We start from the raw sequence: 18,954 nt of genomic DNA, 5'->3' as shown, positions 1-18,954 counted from the left end.
CGGGGGGTCTGGCGGGGCGGTGCGCCCGCGTTGAAGACTCCCCGCAGCAAGGGGCGTTCGCCCTGTGTTCGACAGACAGCTTGGCCGCCACCAGCGGCAGCAAGGGCCGGTGACCGCTGGCCGAGAGGGGTCGCTACCACGATGACGACACCACTGCACGACGCACCCGCGGCTGAACCCGCGACGGCGGACGTCGTGACCGGTGCGCCGGCGAAGAAGATCGAGGGGCGCTCGCTGTGGGCCATCGCCTGGATGCGCTTGAAGCGGGACAAGCTCGCGCTCACGGGCGGTGTCGTCGTCCTGCTCCTGGTGATCATCGCCCTGCTCGCGCCGGTCATCTCCTCGCTGACGGGCCACACGCCCGAGGCCCGCAACGAGGGCCTCATCGACCCGCTGTTCGGTACTCCCCTCGGTTCGTTCGGCGGCATCAGTGGTGACCACTGGCTGGGCGTGGAGCCCACCAGCGGCCGGGACGTCTTCATCCGCATCGTCTACGGAGCCCGGGTCTCCCTGCTCGTCGGCTTCCTCGCCGCGGTCGTCGCCGTCGTCTTCGGCACGCTGTTCGGCACGCTCGCCGGCTACTTCGGCGGCTGGGTCGACACCGTGATCAGCCGCGTCATGGACATGCTGCTGGCCTTCCCGCAGCTGCTCTTCGTCATCTCGCTGATCTCCGTCATGCCGAGCACCTTCCTGGGATTCACCGGAAGCGGCGTGCGGCTGCTGGTGATGATCCTGGTGATCGGCTTCTTCGGCTGGCCCTACATCGGACGCATCGTCCGGGGCCAGGTGCTGTCGCTGCGCGAGCGCGAGTACGTGGAGGCGGCGCGCAGCCTGGGCGCCGGGCGCGGTTACATCGTGGTCAAGGAACTGCTGCCGAACCTGGTGGCGCCGATCACCGTCTACACGACGCTGATGATCCCCACCAACATCCTGACCGAGGCCGCCCTCAGCTTCCTGGGCGTCGGCGTCAAGCCGCCCACGGCCTCCTGGGGAGCGATGCTCTCCGACGCGGTGGCGTACTACCAGTCGGATCCGATGTACATGATCGTGCCGGGTGTGGCCATCTTCGTCACCGTGCTCGCCTTCAACCTGTTCGGCGACGGCGTACGGGATGCGATCGACCCCAAGGGGTCCCGCTGAGCACCCCGCCCCCTTCCCCTTCATTCGAGCCCAGGTCTTCATTCGAGGCACGGCAGACCAGCCCTGTTCGCAAGGGCCGCATTACTCACGGAGGTTGCGAGACAGTGAAATCAACCGGTATGCGCATGCGGAGGGTCGCGGCCATCGCGACCGTCGCGGCCACCACGCTCCTGGTCACCACGGCCTGTGGCGGTGGCGGCAAGGACGGCAACGGCGGCGGCAACGGCGGCAGCAACGCCAAGGGCGCGGGCTTCAACGCGGGCGTCGAGAAGATCGCCAACCCGTCCGACAAGAAGGGCGGGACGCTGAAGTTCGTCGGCGTCCAGGACGCGGACTCGTGGGACACCACGATGATGTACTACGGCTTCGCCTTCGACTTCGCGCGCTTCTACAGCCGTCAGCTCGTGAGCTACAGCCCGGCGCCCGGTCAGAAGTCCATCGAGCTGCAGCCCGACCTCGCCAAGGCCAAGGCCACCGTGAGCCCCGACGGCCTGACCTACACGTACGAGCTGAAGGACGGCGTGAAGTGGGAGGACGGTAAGGAAATCACCTCCCAGGACGTCAAGTACGGCATCGAGCGCCAGTGGTCGCAGGAGGCGCTGTCCGGAGGCCCGGTCTACCTCCGCGACATCCTGGACCCGGACAAGAAGTTCCAGGGCCCCTACAAGGACCCCAAGGGCACCGACGCGATCCAGACGCCCACGGACAAGAAGATCGTCTTCAAGCTCCCCAAGGCGAACGGCGACTTCGAGCAGATCCTGGCGATGCCGACGAACTCGCCGGTCCGCAAGGACAAGGACACGAAGACCAAGTACGGCCTGAAGCCGTTCTCCTCGGGTCCGTACAAGTTCGACAGCTACAGCCCCAACAAGGGCCTGAAGCTCTCGCGCAACGCGAGCTACGACGCGAAGACGGACGGTCTGCGCAAGGCGCTGCCGGACAACATCGAGGTCACCCTCCTCACCAACGCCGACGAGCGCGACAAGCGACTGCTCAACGGCGACGCGGACCTCGACCTGAACCAGCGCGGCATGAACACGGCCGGCCGCACCACCGCGCTGCAGAAGCACAAGGAGAACGTCGACAACCCGCAGACCGGATTCATCTCGTACGTGGCGATGCCGCAGAGCGTGAAGCCGTTCGACAACATCGAGTGCCGCAAGGCCGTCATCTACGGCACGGACCACAAGTCCGTCCAGAACGCGCGCGGCGGCCCGATCGCAGCCGGTGACATCGCGGTGAACATGCTGCCGCCGGTCATCCCGGGCTACGACGAGAAGGACGACCAGTACGGCCTGCGCACCAACGACGGCGCCGCCGACGTCGCCAAGGCCAAGGACGCGCTGAAGAAGTGCGGCCAGCCGAACGGCTTCAAGACCACCCTGGCCGTCCGCAACACCGACGAGTCCGACAAGAAGGCCGCCGAGGCCATCCAGGCCTCGCTCGGCAAGGTCGGCATCCAGGTCGAGATCGACCAGTTCAACGGCAAGGAGGGTTCGTCGATCGTCGGCAACCCGGCCAACGTCGTGAAGAAGGGCTACGGCCTGGTCCTCTACGGCTGGGGCCCGGACTTCCCGACCGGCCAGGGCTACGGCCTGCCGCTGTGGCACAGCAAGTACATCCTTGACAACGGCAATAACAACTACGCCCTGATCAAGGACAAGGCGATCGACGAGGGCTTCGACAAGGCCATCGCCGAGCGCGACCCGGCCAAGGCGGCCTCGCTCTACGCGGACATCAACAAGAAGGTCATGGAAGGCGCGTACTACCTTCCGCTCGTCAACATCAAGGTCGCCAACTGGCGTTCGCCCCGGCTGACGAACGTCTACGCCTCCGACGCCTTCAGCGGCTGGTTCGACTTCGCCCAGCTCGGCGTCAAGTAACCGCCACCCGTACGTACATCACCATCTGACGGCGTCACCCGCCGCTGGCACGAAGGGCAGGTGAAGGCAGCCGCCCCCACGAGGGGCGGCTGCCGGGCACAGTGCTGACATATCTGATCAGGCGGCTGTTCGCCGTCGCAGTGATGCTGATCGTCGTGATCCTCGCGGTCTTCAGCATCTTCTTCCTGATCCCCCAGTGGACCGGGCAGGACCCCGCGCTCATGTTCGTCGGGAAACAGGCCGACGCGGCCGCCATCGAAGGCGTACGCGAGAAGCTGGGCCTCGGCGAGCCGATCCTGGTGCAGGCCGCGGAGTTCATCAAGGGAATCTTCGTCGGTCGCACGTACACCGGTGGCGGCGACACCATCGAGTGCTCGGCGCCCTGCTTCGGCTACTCCTTCCGGTCCCAGCAGGCGGTCTGGCCGGTGCTCCTCGACCGGCTGCCCGTCACCCTCTCCCTGGCGCTGGGCGCGGCCGTCGTCTGGCTGCTGATCGGTCTGACCGTGGGCGTCCTGTCCGCGCTCAAGCGCGGCACCTTCTGGGACCGCTTCGCGATGACCACCGCGCTCGCCGGCGTCTCCCTGCCGGTCTACTTCACCGGTCTGCTCTCGCTGGCGGTCTTCGCCTACCAACTGGGCTGGGTGAACAACGCGTTCACGGAGTTCGGCCAGGATCCCGGCGCCTGGTTCAGCGGCATGATCCTGCCCTGGATCACCCTCGCCTTCCTGTTCGGCGCGATGTACGCCCGTATGACCAGGGCGTCCATGCTCGAAGTGATGGGCGAGGACTACATCCGCACCGCCCGCGCCAAGGGCCTCGGCGAGCGGACCGTCATCGGCAAGCACGCCATGCGCTCGACGATGACCCCCGTGCTGACGCTGCTCGGCATCGACCTCGGCGCCCTGATGGGCGGCGCGATCCTCACCGAGACCACGTTCAGCCTGCCGGGTCTCGGCCAGGCGGTGCTGACGGCGATCAACGACAAGGACCTGCCGATCATCCTGGCGGTCACCCTCGTCACCGCCAGCGCGGTCGTGCTCGCCAACCTCCTCGTGGACCTCCTGTACGCCGTGATCGACCCCCGAGTGAGGCTCACGTGACAGACATGACCAAGACGGGAGCCGTCGGGGAACCGGTGGCCCAGCCGCCCGCCTCCAGCGCCTTCCTCGACGTGCGCGATCTCAAGGTGCACTTCCCCACCGACGACGGCCTGGTGAAGTCCGTCAACGGCCTCTCCTTCCAGCTGGAGAAGGGCAAGACGCTCGGCATCGTCGGCGAGTCGGGCTCCGGCAAGTCGGTGACCTCCCTCGGCATCATGGGGCTGCACACGGCCGGCCAGTACGGGCGGCGCAAGGCGCAGCTCAGCGGCGAGATATGGCTGGACGGCAAGGAGCTGCTGAGCGCCGACCCGGAGGAGGTGCGCCGGCTGCGCGGCCGCGACATGGCGATGATCTTCCAGGACCCGCTGTCCGCGCTGCACCCGTACTTCACCATCGGCCACCAGATCGTGGAGGCCTACCGCATTCACCACGACGTGACCAAGAAGGCCGCTCGGGCACGTGCGGTCGAGATGCTCGACCGGGTCGGCATCCCCGAGCCGGACAAGCGGGTGGAGAGCTACCCGCACGAGTTCTCCGGCGGCATGCGCCAGCGCGCCATGATCGCGATGTCGCTGGTCAACAACCCGGGCCTGCTCATCGCGGACGAGCCGACCACCGCCCTCGACGTCACGGTCCAGGCGCAGATCCTCAGCCTGATCACCGACCTCCAGAAGGAGTTCGGCTCGGCGGTCATCATCATCACCCACGACCTCGGCGTGGTCGCCGAGCTCGCGGACGACATCGTGGTGATGTACGGCGGGCGCTGCGTGGAGCGCGGCCCCGCCGAGAAGATCTTCTACGAGCCCCAGCACCCGTACACCTGGGGCCTGCTGGGCTCGATGCCGCGCATCGACCGCGAGGACACCGAGCGCCTCATCCCGGTCAAGGGCTCCCCGCCCAGCCTCATCAACGTGCCGGACGGCTGTGCCTTCAACCCGCGCTGCCCGTACGCCGACAAGCCGGCCGACAACGCCAGCCGCACCGTCGTGCCGGAACTCCGTGAGGTCGGCAGCCGGCACTTCTCCGCCTGCCACATGAACCAGGAGCAGCGGACGCGGATCTGGACCGAAGAGATTGCGCCGAAGCTGTGAGCGAGACGGACGCTGTGAGCGAGACAAAGGAACCCGCGATGAAGGTCCCGGAGCAGAGCACCTCCTCGCCCGAGCCGCTGCTCCGGGTCTCCGGCCTGACCAAGCACTTCCCGATCCGCAAGGGACTGCTCCAGCGGCAGACCGGCGCGGTGCGGGCGGTGGACGGTCTGGACTTCGACGTGCGGCCGGGGGAGACCCTCGGCGTCGTCGGCGAGTCCGGCTGCGGCAAGTCGACCATGGGCCGGCTCATCACCCGGCTGCTGGAACCGACCGGCGGGAAGATCGAGTTCGAGGGGCAGGACATCACGCACCTCAACGTCGCGAAGATGCGCCCGCTGCGCCGCGACGTCCAGATGATCTTCCAGGACCCGTACTCGTCGCTGAACCCGCGGCACACCATCGGCACCATCGTCAGCGCGCCCTTCCATCTCCAGGGCGTCAAGCCCACGGGCGGGGTCAAGGCCGAGGTGCAGCGGCTCCTTGAGGTCGTGGGCCTCAACCCGGAGCACTACAACCGCTACCCGCACGAGTTCTCCGGCGGCCAGCGCCAGCGCATCGGCATCGCCCGCGCGCTCGCCCTCAAGCCGAAGCTGGTCGTCGCGGACGAACCGGTCTCGGCGCTGGACGTCTCCATCCAGGCCCAGGTGGTCAACCTGATGGAGGACCTCCAGGACGAGCTGGGCCTGACCTACGTGATCATCGCGCACGACCTGTCGGTCATCCGGCACGTCTCCGACCGGATCGCGGTGATGTACCTCGGCAAGATCGTCGAACTGGCGGACCGCACGTCGCTGTACAAGGCGCCGATGCACCCGTACACCAAGGCGCTCATGTCCGCGGTGCCGGTGCCGGACCCGAAGCGGCGCGGCATGAAGAGCGAGCGCATCCTGCTCAAGGGCGACGTGCCCTCGCCGATCGCGCCGCCGAGCGGCTGCCGGTTCCACACCCGGTGCTGGAAGGCCACGGATATCTGCACGACGCAGGACCCGCCGCTGCTGGAGCTCAGGACGGGCCAGCAGGTGGCCTGCCACCATCCGGAGAACGCGCCGGACCAGGCGCCGGGCGAGACGGTCCTGGCGGGGGCCGAGGGCGCGGCGACGGTCGTGGACGTCGCCAAGGACGCCTGAGCGAGGGGCGTCGGCGGGAGCCGGGGGAGTCGGTCCGTACCGGCCGCCCGGCTCCCGGCTGCGGCGCCCTCCGCGCGGGCTCTGTGGCGGTGTCTGCTGAACGTCCGTGCGAAGCCCGGCGACAGGTAACAATGTCGGGTGCTCCAGGAACTCTTCAGCCCTTCCGTCCAACACGTGACCGACCTCGTCGGGATCTTCGTCTTCGCGATCTCCGGCGCCCTGCTCGCCGTGCGCAAGAACTTCGACGTCTTCGGCATGGCGGTGCTCGCCGAGGTCACCGCGCTCGGCGGCGGGCTGTTCCGCGACCTCATCATCGGGGCGGTGCCGCCCGCCGCGTTCACCAACCTCGGGTACTTCGTGACCCCGCTGGTGGCGACCGTGCTGGTCTTCTTCCTGCACCCGCAGGTCGAGCGGATCCAGCGCGGCGTGAACGTCTTCGACGCGGCGGGGCTCGGGCTGTTCTGCGTGACGGGCACGGCCAAGGCGTACGACTACGGGCTCGGACTGACCGCGTCGGCGACGCTCGGACTGGCCTCGGCGGTCGGCGGCGGCGTGCTGCGCGACGTACTCGCCAACGAGGTGCCCTCGCTGCTGCGCTGGGACCGGGACCTGTACGCGGTGCCGGCGATCGTCGGGGCGGCGATGGCGGCACTGTGCATCCGCTTCGGAATACTCAACCCCCTCACCAGCACGCTGGCCGTGCTCACCGCGTTCTCGCTGCGTCTGATGGCGCTGAAGTACCACTGGCGGGCGCCCAGGGCCTGGCACCGGTCGTCGGTGGCGACGGAGGAGCCGGAGCGGGTGATGCCGTGACGGGCCGCGTCAGCCGGGAGCGACCGGCTGCGGACGGGTCGACGGCGACGGAGCAATAAGCTACCGCTCAGTAATGAATCGGTGTAGCGTGCCGACATGGCACAGACATCGAACGGGACCCTCGCGGAGGTCGCCGCGGCTTCCACCGCCGGTCCGGCGGGCCTTCCGGCCGGGACCATCGGGGACAGTGAATTCGACCGTGACACCGCGGTCGTACGGCGTGCGGACGAGCCCGGTGTGTACGACGCGGAGCTCTCCGCCGGCTGGACGATCATCAACGCCGTCAACGGGGGCTATCTGCTCGCCCTCCTCGGCCGCGCCCTCTCCGACGCGCTGCCGCACGCGGACCCGTTCACGGTCTCCGCGCACTACTTCTCGCCGTCCCAGCCGGGACCGGCCGTCATCCGCACCGAGAGCGTGCGCTCCGGGCGCACCCTCTCCTCCGGCCAGGCGTCCCTCTTCCAGTACGACGCGGAGGGCCGCGAGGTCGAGCGGATTCGCGTACTGGCCTCGTACGGGGACCTGGGCGCCCTGAGCGACGAGGTGCGGACCGCGGCCGAACCGCCCGCCATGCCGCCGCGCGACCACTGCCTCGGGGCGAGCGACGGCCCCTCGCCGAAGATCCCCGGCTCCAGCGCCATCACCGACCGGCTCGACCTCAAGCTGGACCCGGCGACGGCCGGCTGGGCGCTGGGCGCCCCGTCGGGCAAGGGTGAGATGCGCGCCTGGTTCGGTCTGGCGGACGGCCGCGACGCGGATCCGCTGTCGCTCCTGCTCGCCGTCGACGCGCTGCCCCCGACCAGCTTCGAGCTGGGCCTCAAGGGCTGGACGCCGACCGTCGAACTGACCGTGCACGTGCGGAGCCGGCCCGCGCCCGGACCCCTGCGCGTCTCCATCGTCACCCGCAACCTGGCGGGTGGCTTCCTGGAGGAGGACGCGGAGGTCTGGGACAGCGCGGACCGGCTGGTGGCGCAGTCGCGGCAGCTCGCGCGGGCCCCGCGGTCCTAGATCCGCGCCGGGCGCGGGGACCGGCTGCCGCGCCGGGTGTCAGCGCCGGGTCCGGCCTCCGCCCCAGCCGGACCCGATGCCGCCCACGTGCAGGGCGACCAGGGCGAGTCCGAGCAGCATCAAGCTGGTCGGCATGAAGATCTCGTGCGCCGAGATGTCCGCTGCGTTGATGATGAACGCGATGACGAAGAGTACGGCGCCCACGATTGCCAGCATCTGAAGTCCCCTTCCGTGCCTACCGGTCGACCCCGTTTACGGAATCCTTATGTTCCTGGTGCCCGGTCCTGGGGCAGTCATGCGGACGGTGGGTGCCGGAGTGCGGAGGAGCGGGCCCCCACCTGGAGTGCGACGCCCCGGACGGGGCGTGCGGTCGCCCCCGCGCTCCGGCCGGGGCCCGGCCCCACGCCCCGGCCCGCCGGTCCTCGTACAATCACCCACACCATGGCTTACCTCGACCACGCCGCGACCACGCCCATGCTGCCGGAGGCGGTCGAGGCGATGACCGCCCAGTTGACCGTCACCGGCAACGCCTCCTCCCTGCACGCCGCCGGCCGCCGGGCCCGCCGCACCGTCGAAGAATCGCGCGAGGCCTTCGCCGATTCGCTCGGGGCGCGGCCCAGCGAGGTGGTCTTCACCGCGGGCGGCACCGAGGCCGACAACCTCGCCGTCAAGGGGCTGTACTGGGCGCGGCGGGCGGAGGACCCGCGCCGCACCCGGGTGCTGGCCAGTCCGGTCGAGCACCACGCCGTGCTGGACGCCGTGGACTGGCTCGCCGCCCACGAAGGCGCGCGCGTCGAGTACCTCGACGTCGACGCCTACGGACGGGTGGACCCGGAGACCCTGCGCGCCGCGATCGGCCGCGCACCGGACGAGGTCGCCCTGGCCACCGTCATGTGGGCGAACAACGAGATCGGCACGGTCCTGCCGGTGCGTGAACTGGCCGATGTGGCAGCGGAGTTCGGGGTTCCGCTGCACGCGGACGCGGTCCAGGCGTACGGGCAGCTGGAGGTCGACTTCGCCGCCTCCGGGCTGGCCGCGATGACCGTCTCCGGGCACAAGATCGGCGGACCGTACGGGATCGGCGCACTGCTGCTCGGCCGCAGCCACGCCCCCGTGCCCGTCCTGCACGGCGGCGGGCAGGAACGGCACGTGCGCTCCGGGACGCTCGACGTGCCCGCCATCGCTTCCTTCGCGGTGGCCGGTGTCCTCGCCGCCGAGCGCCGCGAGGACTTCGCGCGGACCGTCGGCGCTCTCCGCGACGACCTGGTCAAGGCCGTCCGGGACGCCGTCCCCGACGCGATCCTCGGTGGTGACCCGGCCCCCGGCGGACGGCTGCCCGCCAACGCGCACTTCACCTTCCCCGGCTGCGAGGGGGACTCGCTGCTGCTGCTGCTCGACGCCCAGGGCATCGAGTGCTCCACCGGCTCCGCCTGCACGGCGGGCGTGGCCCAGCCCAGTCACGTGCTGCTCGCCACCGGAACCCCTCCCGACCTGGCGCGCGGCACTCTGCGCTTCACGCTCGGGCACACGTCGACGGCGGCGGACGTGGACGCGGTCGCCACGGCGATCGGCCCGGCCGTGGAGCGGGCACGGACGGCCGGACTGTCGTAGCGGAGCCGGTCCGGAAACCGCGGGCGGAGGGGGTCTCCGCTTTGTGTAACGCTAGTCACGCTCAACCCTGCGGGCACAGAATCGCTCTTTATACTTGTGGCCCCCGAAGTTTCTCCGAAATCCCAAGAAATCCCTGCTCAATCAAGGAAGTCCGCGCCGCGCGTTTGGGCCGCACGACGACCCATGGAGTTCACGTTGAAGGCGACCCTCCGTTCCCGCATCACCGCGCGGGTCGGGCGCATGTACCTGGCCAGGATCCAGAAGCACGGCATCAGCTCCTCGCTGATCAACCGTCTGCCGGAGAACCTGCTGCTGCCCATGCGCCGCGACGGCCTCGATCCGGTGGCCAAGCTGTCCGCCCGGCAGGAGCAGACGCCTCTGTACCAGGTGCCGCTGCCCTTCGGCATGGACGCGTGGGTGGTGACGGGATACGAAGAGGTGAAGGCGGTCCTGGGGTCCACCGACGGCTTCAGCAGTGACTTCACCAACATCGCCGGGAACGCGGGCGTGGTCGCCGAGCACAATCCCGGCGGCCTCGGCTTCAGCGACCCGCCGGTCCACACGCATCTGCGCCGCATCCTCACGCCGGAATTCACCATGCGCCGGCTGCGCAGGCTCACCCCCCGCATCGAGGCCCTCGTCGAGGAGCAGCTCGACGCGATGGAGGCGGCCGGGGCGGACGGCGGACCGGTCGACCTCGTGCAGAACTTCGCCCTGCCGATACCCTCGCTCACCATCTGTGAGCTGCTCGGCGTGCCCTACGAGGACCGGCACGACTTCCAGCAGCTGGCGATGGAGCGCTTCGACCTGTTCAGCGGGGCGACGGCTCCCTTCGGCGCCATGTCGGAGTCGCTCGCGTACTTCCGTGACGTGGTGAAGAAGCAGCGCGAGAACCCGGGCGACGGACTGATCGGCATGATCATCCGGGACCACGGGGACACCGTCGGCGACGAGGAACTCGCGGGCCTCGCGGACGGCGTCCTGACCGGCGGCTTCGAGACCACTGCGAGCATGCTGGCGCTGGGTTCGCTGCTCCTGCTCCAGAACGAGGAGGCCTTCGGGCGGCTGCGCGACGACGACGCGGCCGCCGCGCCCTTCGTCGAGGAGGCGCTGCGCTACCTCACCGTCGTGCAGGTCGCCTTCCCCCGGTTCGCGCGGGAGGACACCGAGATAGCCGGCGTCCGGATTCCCAAGGGGGATCTGGTGCTGTGCTCGTTGGCGGGGGGCAACAGGGACGTCTCGTACACGCCCGACAAGGGGGGCTTCGACCCGGACCGCAAGGCGGCCGGGCACCTGGCGTTCGGATACGGGATCCACCGGTGCATCGGGGCGGAACTGGCGCGGATGGAGCTGCGGGCGGCCTACCCGGCCCTGGTGCGGCGGTTCCCGCGGATGCGGTTGGCGGTCCGGCCCGAGGAACTCGACTTCCGGAAGCTCTCGATCGTCTACGGGGTGGACAGCCTGCCGGTGCACCTGCGCTGACCCCCTCCCTCACTCCTCGCGTCGTCGTTCGTGCGGCCCGTGCGGTGACCGCTCAGGTGCGGGACGTGGCGGCCGCGCGGACCAGGCGGAGGTAGCGGTCCCAGTCCCAGTGGGGTCCCGGATCCGTATGATCGGTGCCGGGGATCTCGACGTGCCCGATGATGTGCTCGCGGTCGATGGGGATGCGGTAGCGGGCGCAGATCCCGGCCGCGAGGCGCGCCGAGGACCGGTACATCACCTCCGTGAGGGTGCCCTTGCGGTGGGCGTACGCCTCGTGCTCGATGCCGACGCTGCGTTCGTTGAAGCTCCGGTTGCCCGCGTGGTACGCCACGTCCAGCTCCCGGGCCATCTGCGTGATGTGGCCGTCCTTCGCGCGGATCACGTAGTGCGCCGCCGCCGCGTGCAGCGGGTCGCGGAAGACCCGTATCGCCGAGTCGTAACTGCCTTCCGTGGTATGGATCACGATCCGGTCGATGGTGTAGTCGTCCGGCCGGTCGGCGGTCCGCAGATTGCGCGCCGACGCCGCCATCCACCGCACGCCCGGCTGGTCCACCGCGCCGTCCGTGCGCTGCTTGTCGACCCCCGGCACCTTCCACCACAGCCGGGACGCCTCGTCGTGCCACACCACGGCGGCACCGGTCACCACCAGCCCCGTACCGATCAGGAAGGCCCGTCTGCCGGGCCTCCCGCCGCCGGGTTTCTTCCTCGCCGTGCTGCTCACCCGCTGCTGCCCCTCTGCCGTCCTGCCCGGCTAACGCTTGGGAGTCCCGGGATGGTTCCGATTACCCTGGACGAGCTATGACCGATACCCCGCGCCCCCGCCCCCTCCGCGTCCTCGCCGCCATGTCCGGCGGGGTGGACTCCGCCGTCGCCGCCGCCCGAGCCGTCGAGGCGGGCCACGACGTCACCGGCGTCCACCTCGCGCTCTCCGCCAACCCGCAGTCCTTCCGTACGGGAGCACGCGGCTGCTGCACCATCGAGGACTCCCGGGACGCCCGCCGGGCCGCCGACGTCATCGGCATCCCGTTCTACGTCTGGGACCTCGCCGAGCGCTTCCGCGAGGACGTCGTCGAGGACTTCGTCGCGGAGTACGAGGCCGGCCGCACCCCCAACCCGTGCCTGCGCTGCAACGAGAAGATCAAGTTCGCCGCACTGCTCGACAAGGCGCTGGCGCTGGGCTTCGACGCCGTGTGCACCGGTCACTACGCGACGGTCGTGGTGAACGAGGACGGCAGCCGGGAACTGCACCGCGCCTCCGACATGGCCAAGGACCAGTCGTACGTCCTGGGCGTACTCGACGAGAAGCAGCTCGCGCACGCGATGTTCCCGCTCGGCGACACCCTCACCACCAAGGAGGAGATCCGGGCCGAGGCCGAGCGCCGCGACCTGGCGGTGGCGAAGAAGCCCGACAGCCACGACATCTGCTTCATCGCCGACGGCGACACCCAGGGCTTCCTCGCCTCACGCCTCGGCGGCAAGGCCGAGGGCGACATCCTCGACGAGGAGGGCGCCAAGCTGGGCACGCACGACGGCGCGTTCGGCTTCACCATCGGCCAGCGCAAGGGCCTGCGCATCGGCCACCCCGCGCCCGACGGCAAGCCCCGCTACGTCCTGGACATCTCCCCGGTGAACAACACCGTCACCGTCGGCCCGGCCGAGGCCCTCGACGTCACGTCCCTGACGGCGATCCGCCCCCGCTGGTGCGGCACGGTTCCGGTCGCGCCCGGCACGTACACCGCCCAGCTCCGCGCCCACGGCGGCGAGAGCGAGGTGTACGCGGAACTCGTCGGCGGTGAGCTCCGCGTGCGCTTCCAGGAGCCGGTGCGCGGGGTCGCGCCCGGCCAGGCGATCGTCCTGTACGACGGCACGCGCGTGGTCGGCTCGGCGACGATCGCGACGACCTCGCGGCGCGCCGCCACGGAGGCCACGGCCTGATCCGGCCTCGCCGTCGCCCCGGGAGATCCCTCACACGGCGGCGAAGAACTCCGCCAGGACCGGGGCGAGCGCGCGCGGGTCCACGTCGTGGGTCTGCCGGGGAAGGGTGTGCCGGCGTCCGTCCGGCAGTGCCTCCGCCGTCCGGCGGGCCGCGTCGCGCATCAGGGGCGGACTGGCGCCGCCGTCCACCACCAGGACCGGCCGGGTGATCCGCGCCAGCCGGTCGCAGGGGACGGTTCCGTCGCCCATCAGCGCGTCGTCGTACGCCAGGGTCGGCGCGAGGGACTCGAAGGAGCGCCACACCGGGGCCCTGCGCATCTGGGCGACGAACTCGGCGGGCATCCCCACCACGGACAGGAAGAGCTCCACCGCCTCGCCCCTGCGGCCGTCGTCGAGCGCCTCGTTCAGACGCCGGGTGTACGCGGTCTTCTCGGCGCGGGTGTCCTCGCCGACCGTGAACGGCGGCTCGTAGACCGCGAGCCGGGGCACCCGCAGTCCGGCCGCCGCCGCGCGCAGCACCAGCGCGCCGCCCGACGACATGCCGTACAGGCAGGCGCTGCCGCCGACCTCGTCGACGAGCGCCGCCAGGTCCTCGACCTCACGGGCCACCGCGTACGGGGCCGTGTCGCCGCTGGCGCCGCGGCCTCTCCTGTCGTACGTGACGACGTCGAAGGCCGGGGCGAGGAGACCGGCGAGCGGGCCCTCCGCGGTACCCGTGCTGAAGGCGCCGCCCACCAGGATCAGGGGCTCGCCCGTACCCGTGCGCGCGTAGGCGATCGGGGTGCCGTCGCGCGAAATCACTTTGCTCATACCGACTTGGACCGCGGTCGCGCACGGAACTCATCGGCCGGGCGGAAAAGTTTTCGCCGGGGGCCGGGAACGTCCCCACCGACGCCCCGGACGTAGGTTTGTGCCCATGAACATCTGTGTCTTCCTCTCGGCCGCCGACCTCGACGAGCGCTACACCCGGCCCGCCCGGGAGTTCGCCGAACTCCTCGGCAAGGGCGGTCACACCCTGGTCTGGGGCGGTTCCGACGTCGGCCTGATGAAGGTCGTCGCCGACGGAGTGGAGGCGGCGGGCGGGAGGCTGGTCGGGATCTCGGTGGAGTTCCTGCACACCAAGGCGCGCGCCTCGGCCGACGAGATGGTCATCGCGAAGGACCTGGCGGAGCGCAAGGCGCTTCTGCTGGGCAGGTCCGACGCCGTGGTGATCATGGTCGGCGGGACGGGCACGCTCGACGAGGCGACGGAGATCCTGGAGCTGAAGAAGCACGGACTGACGGACAAGCCGGTGGTGCTGCTGAACACCGACGGCTTCTACGACGGGCTCAAGCAGCAGTTCCAGCGGATGGAGGACGAGGGGTTCCTGCCCGTTCCCCTCACTGACCTGGTGTTCTTCGCGGAGGACGGAGTGGGGGCGCTCGCCTTCCTGGAGGAGACCGCCGGGATCCGGTAGGGCGTGCGGCGGGGCGTCCGAGTGCGAGCATGGGACGCATGACTACTCATGTGATCACCGGGGCGGGTTCCGGCATCGGAGCCGCCGTCGCCCGCCGGCTCCACGCGCGCGGCGACGACGTCGTACTGCTGGCACGCGACGCGGGACGGGCGAAGGAGTTCGCGGCACGGCTTCCCGGCGCCCGCACCCTGGTCGGCGACCTGGCCGACCCGGACCGGCTGTCCTGGGCCTTCTCCCACCAGCCGATGCCCGAACGGGTCGACACCCTGCTGCACATCGCGGGCGTCGTCGACCTCGGCAGGATCGGCGACCTCGGCGTGCGCGCCTGGCACAGCCAGCTCAACGCCAACCTGATCGCCCCGGCCGAACTCACCCGGCTCCTCCTGCCCCAGCTGCGCCTGGACAAGGGGCACGTGGTGTTCGTGAACTCGGGCGCGGGACTGCACGCGCACGCCGAGTGGGGGGCGTACGCCGCCAGCAAGCACGGCCTGAAGGCGCTCGCCGACTCGCTGCGCGCCGAGGAGCACGCAAACGGGGTGCGCGTCACCTCCGTCTACCCCGGGCGCACCGCCAGCCCCATGCAGGAGAAGGTGCACTCGCAGGAGGGCAAGGACTACGACCCGGCGAAGTTCATCGACCCCGAGTCGGTGGCCACGACGATCCTGATGGCCCTCGACCTGCCGCGCGACGCCGAGGTCAACGACCTGACGGTGCGGCCCGGACGATGAGCGAGCAGACCGAGGAGAAGTGGTGGGGCCCGGCCACCGGCATCGGCTCCATGCCCGGCGACGACGCCCGGGAGACCGCCAGGACCGTCACCGGCAGTTTCGAGGACTTCCCCCACCTCGCGGAACTGCCCGCGCGCGGACCCGGCGCGGACATGATCGGCCGCACCGCCGGAATGCTCGCGGACATGTACGTCCACCTGGAACCCAGCGGCTGGCGCTTCAGCGACCGGCCCGGCCGGGACACCCGCCGCGCCCGCTCCTGGCTCGGCGAGGACCTGGACGCCCTGGAGGAGTTCACCCAGGGCTACCGGGGACCGGTCAAGGTGCAGGCCGTCGGGCCGTGGACACTCGCCGCCGCGCTCGAACTGCGGGGCGGCGAGGCGGCCGTGGGCGACCCCGGGGCCTGCCGCGACGTGGCCGCTTCGCTGGCCGAGGGGCTGCGCGCGCACCTCGCGGAGGTGCGGCGCAGGATCCCCGGAGCGCGGTTGGTGCTCCAGCTCGACGAACCGTCCCTGATGGCGGTACTGCGCGGGCAGGTCAGGAGCGCGAGCGGATACCGGACGTACCGGGCCGTGGACCGGCAGGTCGTGGAGGGTGCGCTGCGGGACGTCATGGGCGTCCACGGCGGGCCGGCCGTCGTGCACTCGTGCGCACCGGACGTGCCGTTCGCACTGCTGCGGCGGGCGGGCGCGGCCGGGATCTCCTTCGACTTCCAGCTGCTCACCGAACGTGACGACGACGAGATCGGTGAGGCCGCCGAGGCCGGTACGAAGCTCTTCGCGGGCGTGGTGCCGGGCGTGGACGGCCCATTGTCGGACCCGGGCGGTAGCGTCATGGGTGTCAGGTCGCTGTGGCGCAGGCTGGGGCTGAAACCAGGACTTCTGTGCGAGTCCGTGGTGATCACTCCGACGTGCGGGCTGGCGGGGGCTTCCCCGGCATACGCCCGTGCGGCGCTCGCTCACTGCAACCGGGCGGCGAAGTCGCTCGCGGACAACCCTGAGTGACGGTCAAGCAGTTGTTCCCCTACACGGTTCCCGACGGGACCAAGGGCTAACGGGAGGAAGACACGGTGGCTGGCGAACAGCACGCAGCGGTACCCGCAGAGGCACGGGAGAAGCACGCGCGGCTCGCTGAGCAGATCGAGGAGCACCGCTTCCGGTACTACGTCAAGGACCAGCCGGTCGTCAGCGACGCCGAGTTCGACCAGCTGCTGCGCTCGCTCGAAGCGCTGGAGGAGGAGTACTCCGAGCTGCGGACGCCGGACTCGCCCACCCAGAAGGTCGCCGGCGCGTACGAGACGGAGTTCACGGCCGTCCAGCACCGCGAGCGGATGCTCTCGCTGGACAACGCCTTCGACGACGAGGAACTGGCGGCCTGGGCGGAGCGGGTCGCGGGCGAGCTCAGCGGCATCGACTACCACCTGCTGTGCGAACTCAAAGTGGACGGTCTCGCCGTCAACCTCACCTACGAGAAGGGCCGGCTGACCCGGGCGGCGACCCGCGGCGACGGGCGCACCGGCGAGGACATCACGCCCAACGTGCGCACCATCTCGCAGATCCCGCAGCGCCTTCAGGGAGACCTCATCCCGGACCTGGTGGAGATCCGCGGCGAGGTGTACTTCCCGATGGAGGCATTCGGCGAACTGAACGCCCGACTGGTGGAGGCGGGCGACAAGCCGTTCGCCAACCCGCGCAACGCGGCGGCCGGTTCCCTGCGCCAGAAGGACCCCAGAGTCACCGCGAGCCGCCCCCTGCGGATGGTGGTGCACGGCATCGGCGCCCGCGAGGGGTTCGCCATCGACCGCCTGTCGCACGCCTACGACCTGCTCAGGGAGTGGGGCCTGCCGACCGCCGGGCAGAACCGGGTGGTGGACTCGCTGGAGGGCGTACGGGAGTTCATCGCGCACATCGGCCGCAACCGGCACTCCGTCGTCGAGCACGAGATCGACGGGGTGGTCGTCAAGCTGGACGAGATCCCGCTCCAGGGCCGGCTCGGTTCGACCTCGCGGGCGCCGCGCTGGGCGATCGCCTGGAAGTTCGCCCCCGAGGAGGTCAACTCCAAGCTCGTCAACATCCGCGTGGGCGTGGGGCGTACCGGCCGCGTCACCCCGTACGCGCAGGTGGAACCGGTGACGGTGGCCGGCTCCGAGGTCGAGTTCGCCACCCTGCACAACCAGGAGGTGGTGAAGAAGAAGGGCGTCCTCATCGGTGACACCGTCGTGCTGCGCAAGGCGGGCGACGTCATCCCGGAGATCCTCGGCCCGGTCGTGGACCTGCGCGACGGCACCGAGCGGGAGTTCGTGATGCCCGCCGAGTGCCCCGAATGCGGAACGGAGCTGCGCCCCATGAAGGAGGGCGACATCGATCTGCGCTGCCCCAACGCGCAGACCTGCCCCGCCCAGTTGCGCGAGCGCCTGTTCTACCTCGGGGGCCGCAAGAGCCTCGACATCGAGAACTTCGGGTACGTCGCCGCAGCGGCCCTGACCAAGCCGCTGGAGCCCGCAGAGCCGCCGCTGCTCGACGAGGGCGACCTCTTCGACCTCACCATCGAGCAACTGCTGCCCATCAGGTCCTACGTCCTGGACCCCGACTCCGGACTGCCCAAGAAGGACCCCAGGACCGGCGAGGACAAGACCGCCACCATCTTCGCCAACAAGGAGGGCGAGCCCCGCAAGAACGCCCTGGCGATGCTGGAGAACATCCGGGCGGCGAAGGAGATGCCGCTGGCCCGCATCCTCACCGGCCTCTCCATCCGGCACGTCGGACCGGTCGCCGCCGAGGCGCTGGCCCGCGAGTTCCGCTCGATCGAGCGGATCGAGCAGGCGAGCGAGGAGGAGCTGGCGGGCGTCGACGGCGTCGGCGGGATCATCGCGGCCTCCCTCAAGGAATGGTTCGCCGTCGACTGGCACCAGGAGATCCTCCGCAAGTGGCGGGCCGCAGGGGTGCGCATGGAGGAGGAGGGCTCCGCCGAGGACCGGGGGCCGCGCCCGCTGGAGGGCCTGACCGTCGTCGTCACCGGAACGCTGGAGAAGTACACCCGGGATGGCGCAAAAGAGTCCCTCCAGAACCTCGGAGCGAAGGTGACCGGTTCCGTTTCCAAGAAGACGTCCTTCGTCGTGGTCGGTGACAGCCCCGGTTCGAAGTACGACAAGGCCATGCAACTGAAGGTGCCGGTGCTCGACGAGGACGGCTTCGGGGTGCTGCTCGCACAAGGGCCGGAAGCCGCACGTGAAGCCGCGGTTCCGGTGGAGCAGTAACGGGAAGAACAGCGGCCTGAGGGCCACCCGTTCGGCGCATAGCAGACGTCTGCGGGTGGCTGGGTCGCATTCGGGCAACAGCGGAGGACCGCTGCCCGGGAGAGCCTGCTGCGGCCTACTGTTGGGATGTGCGCCTGTCGTGCACGGCTGGGGAACCGCTGCCCGGCCCTGAGGTGTCTGCTCTTGAGGAGGCCGCCTGAGGAGTCGGGCGTCCGGGGGCGAGTCGTGGTGGCATGACAACGGGGCCATCGCGCGTGACATGGGCACCGCCGGCTGTGAGAGGGACGGAATGAAACCGACCGAGAGTGCCGACACGGCCTCGCG

The 18,954-nt window shown here is 70.2% G+C and carries 17 protein-coding genes; 14 read left to right on the top strand and 3 right to left on the bottom strand.

Annotated features, from left to right (window positions below; translation table 11 throughout):
* The first annotated feature begins 141 nt into the window (after window positions 1-141).
* The 7 genes from ACQPZG_RS10610 (at window position 142) to ACQPZG_RS10580 (ending at window position 8,162) form a co-directional block, all read left to right on the top strand.
* Window positions 142-1,140 (top strand): ABC transporter permease, encoded by a 999-nt coding sequence (locus ACQPZG_RS10610; protein WP_433545558.1) that lies wholly within the window; start codon window positions 142-144, stop codon window positions 1,138-1,140.
* A 119-nt stretch (window positions 1,141-1,259) separates the two neighbouring features.
* Window positions 1,260-3,023, top strand: coding sequence for an ABC transporter substrate-binding protein (locus ACQPZG_RS10605; protein ID WP_433545557.1), 1,764 nt, complete (start codon window positions 1,260-1,262; stop codon window positions 3,021-3,023).
* A 101-nt stretch (window positions 3,024-3,124) separates the two neighbouring features.
* Window positions 3,125-4,123 carry an ABC transporter permease gene (locus tag ACQPZG_RS10600; protein ID WP_433545556.1) on the top strand — a complete coding sequence of 333 codons (999 nt, stop codon included), beginning with the start codon at window positions 3,125-3,127 and terminating at the stop codon, window positions 4,121-4,123.
* Between the two features lie 5 nt (window positions 4,124-4,128).
* The gene (locus tag ACQPZG_RS10595) at window positions 4,129-5,214 is read left to right on the top strand and encodes an ABC transporter ATP-binding protein (protein ID WP_433545555.1); all 1,086 of its coding nucleotides are present in this window, start codon (window positions 4,129-4,131) and stop codon (window positions 5,212-5,214) included.
* Window positions 5,215-5,252: 38 nt separating this feature from the next.
* Window positions 5,253-6,341 (top strand): ABC transporter ATP-binding protein, encoded by a 1,089-nt coding sequence (locus tag ACQPZG_RS10590; RefSeq protein WP_433545554.1) that lies wholly within the window; start codon window positions 5,253-5,255, stop codon window positions 6,339-6,341.
* 138 nt (window positions 6,342-6,479) lie between these two features.
* Window positions 6,480-7,154: a trimeric intracellular cation channel family protein gene (locus ACQPZG_RS10585; RefSeq protein WP_433545553.1), complete on the top strand. Its 675-nt coding sequence runs from the start codon at window positions 6,480-6,482 to the stop codon at window positions 7,152-7,154.
* 96 nt (window positions 7,155-7,250) lie between these two features.
* A complete protein-coding gene (locus tag ACQPZG_RS10580; protein WP_433545552.1) occupies window positions 7,251-8,162 on the top strand; it encodes a thioesterase family protein in 912 nt (303 codons plus the stop codon).
* Window positions 8,163-8,201: 39 nt separating this feature from the next.
* Here ACQPZG_RS10580 and ACQPZG_RS10575 read toward each other — a convergent pair whose 3' ends face one another.
* Window positions 8,202-8,378 (bottom strand): hypothetical protein, encoded by a 177-nt coding sequence (locus ACQPZG_RS10575; protein ID WP_185034235.1) that lies wholly within the window; start codon window positions 8,376-8,378, stop codon window positions 8,202-8,204.
* A 225-nt stretch (window positions 8,379-8,603) separates the two neighbouring features.
* Between ACQPZG_RS10575 and ACQPZG_RS10570 the strand changes: the two genes are divergently transcribed.
* Window positions 8,604-9,773, top strand: coding sequence for a cysteine desulfurase family protein (locus tag ACQPZG_RS10570; RefSeq protein WP_433545551.1), 1,170 nt, complete (start codon window positions 8,604-8,606; stop codon window positions 9,771-9,773).
* Window positions 9,774-10,013: 240 nt separating this feature from the next.
* A complete protein-coding gene (locus ACQPZG_RS10565; protein WP_433549347.1) occupies window positions 10,014-11,255 on the top strand; it encodes a cytochrome P450 in 1,242 nt (413 codons plus the stop codon).
* Window positions 11,256-11,307: 52 nt separating this feature from the next.
* On the opposite strand, the gene ACQPZG_RS10560 is transcribed toward ACQPZG_RS10565, so the two are convergent.
* Window positions 11,308-11,976 carry an N-acetylmuramoyl-L-alanine amidase gene (locus tag ACQPZG_RS10560; protein WP_433545550.1) on the bottom strand — a complete coding sequence of 223 codons (669 nt, stop codon included), beginning with the start codon at window positions 11,974-11,976 and terminating at the stop codon, window positions 11,308-11,310.
* A 77-nt stretch (window positions 11,977-12,053) separates the two neighbouring features.
* On the opposite strand from ACQPZG_RS10560, the gene mnmA reads away from it, so the two are divergent.
* Window positions 12,054-13,190 (top strand): tRNA 2-thiouridine(34) synthase MnmA, encoded by a 1,137-nt coding sequence (gene mnmA, locus ACQPZG_RS10555; RefSeq protein ID WP_433545549.1) that lies wholly within the window; start codon window positions 12,054-12,056, stop codon window positions 13,188-13,190.
* A gap of 30 nt (window positions 13,191-13,220) precedes the next feature.
* Here mnmA and ACQPZG_RS10550 read toward each other — a convergent pair whose 3' ends face one another.
* Window positions 13,221-14,000 (bottom strand): alpha/beta fold hydrolase, encoded by a 780-nt coding sequence (locus ACQPZG_RS10550; RefSeq protein ID WP_433545548.1) that lies wholly within the window; start codon window positions 13,998-14,000, stop codon window positions 13,221-13,223.
* 106 nt (window positions 14,001-14,106) lie between these two features.
* Here ACQPZG_RS10550 and ACQPZG_RS10545 point away from each other — a divergent pair, with 106 nt between their 5' ends.
* The 4 genes from ACQPZG_RS10545 to ligA all read left to right on the top strand — a co-directional run bounded on the left by ACQPZG_RS10545 (window position 14,107) and on the right by ligA (window position 18,630).
* Complete coding sequence (locus ACQPZG_RS10545; RefSeq protein WP_433545547.1) at window positions 14,107-14,646, top strand: TIGR00730 family Rossman fold protein; 540 nt, start codon at window positions 14,107-14,109, stop codon at window positions 14,644-14,646.
* A 38-nt stretch (window positions 14,647-14,684) separates the two neighbouring features.
* A complete protein-coding gene (locus ACQPZG_RS10540; protein ID WP_433545546.1) occupies window positions 14,685-15,374 on the top strand; it encodes an SDR family oxidoreductase in 690 nt (229 codons plus the stop codon).
* On the top strand, window positions 15,371-16,378 hold the full coding sequence (locus ACQPZG_RS10535) for a methionine synthase (RefSeq protein ID WP_433545545.1): 1,008 nt from the start codon (window positions 15,371-15,373) through the stop codon (window positions 16,376-16,378). Before ACQPZG_RS10540 ends, ACQPZG_RS10535 begins: the two co-directional genes overlap by 4 nt.
* A 65-nt stretch (window positions 16,379-16,443) precedes the next feature.
* Entirely contained in the window at window positions 16,444-18,630 is a 2,187-nt protein-coding gene (gene ligA, locus ACQPZG_RS10530; protein WP_433545544.1) for an NAD-dependent DNA ligase LigA, read from the top strand.
* Window positions 18,631-18,954: the final 324 nt, after the last annotated feature.

It is taken from the genome of Streptomyces sp. CA-294286, assembly GCF_050947155.1.
Classification (GTDB): Bacteria; Actinomycetota; Actinomycetes; order Streptomycetales; family Streptomycetaceae; genus Streptomyces.
This window is presented reverse-complemented; position numbering and strand designations above follow the sequence as displayed.

Excerpts from the sequence above, each read along its gene's own strand:
- ACQPZG_RS10565 (WP_433549347.1), top strand. The coding sequence starts at position 10,014 with ATGTACCTGGCCAGGATCCAGAAGCACGGCATCAGCTCCTCGCTGATC.
- ACQPZG_RS10590 (WP_433545554.1), top strand. The coding sequence starts at position 5,253 with ATGAAGGTCCCGGAGCAGAGCACCTCCTCGCCCGAGCCGCTGCTCCGG.
- ACQPZG_RS10580 (WP_433545552.1), top strand. The coding sequence starts at position 7,251 with ATGGCACAGACATCGAACGGGACCCTCGCGGAGGTCGCCGCGGCTTCC.
- ACQPZG_RS10575 (WP_185034235.1), bottom strand. The coding sequence starts at position 8,378 with ATGCTGGCAATCGTGGGCGCCGTACTCTTCGTCATCGCGTTCATCATC.
- ACQPZG_RS10605 (WP_433545557.1), top strand. The coding sequence starts at position 1,260 with ATGCGCATGCGGAGGGTCGCGGCCATCGCGACCGTCGCGGCCACCACG.
- ACQPZG_RS10570 (WP_433545551.1), top strand. The coding sequence starts at position 8,604 with ATGGCTTACCTCGACCACGCCGCGACCACGCCCATGCTGCCGGAGGCG.
- mnmA (WP_433545549.1), top strand. The coding sequence starts at position 12,054 with ATGACCGATACCCCGCGCCCCCGCCCCCTCCGCGTCCTCGCCGCCATG.
- ACQPZG_RS10545 (WP_433545547.1), top strand. The coding sequence starts at position 14,107 with ATGAACATCTGTGTCTTCCTCTCGGCCGCCGACCTCGACGAGCGCTAC.
- ACQPZG_RS10595 (WP_433545555.1), top strand. The coding sequence starts at position 4,129 with ATGACCAAGACGGGAGCCGTCGGGGAACCGGTGGCCCAGCCGCCCGCC.
- ACQPZG_RS10535 (WP_433545545.1), top strand. The coding sequence starts at position 15,371 with ATGAGCGAGCAGACCGAGGAGAAGTGGTGGGGCCCGGCCACCGGCATC.
- ACQPZG_RS10610 (WP_433545558.1), top strand. The coding sequence starts at position 142 with ATGACGACACCACTGCACGACGCACCCGCGGCTGAACCCGCGACGGCG.
- ACQPZG_RS10540 (WP_433545546.1), top strand. The coding sequence starts at position 14,685 with ATGACTACTCATGTGATCACCGGGGCGGGTTCCGGCATCGGAGCCGCC.
- ACQPZG_RS10550 (WP_433545548.1), bottom strand. The coding sequence starts at position 14,000 with ATGAGCAAAGTGATTTCGCGCGACGGCACCCCGATCGCCTACGCGCGC.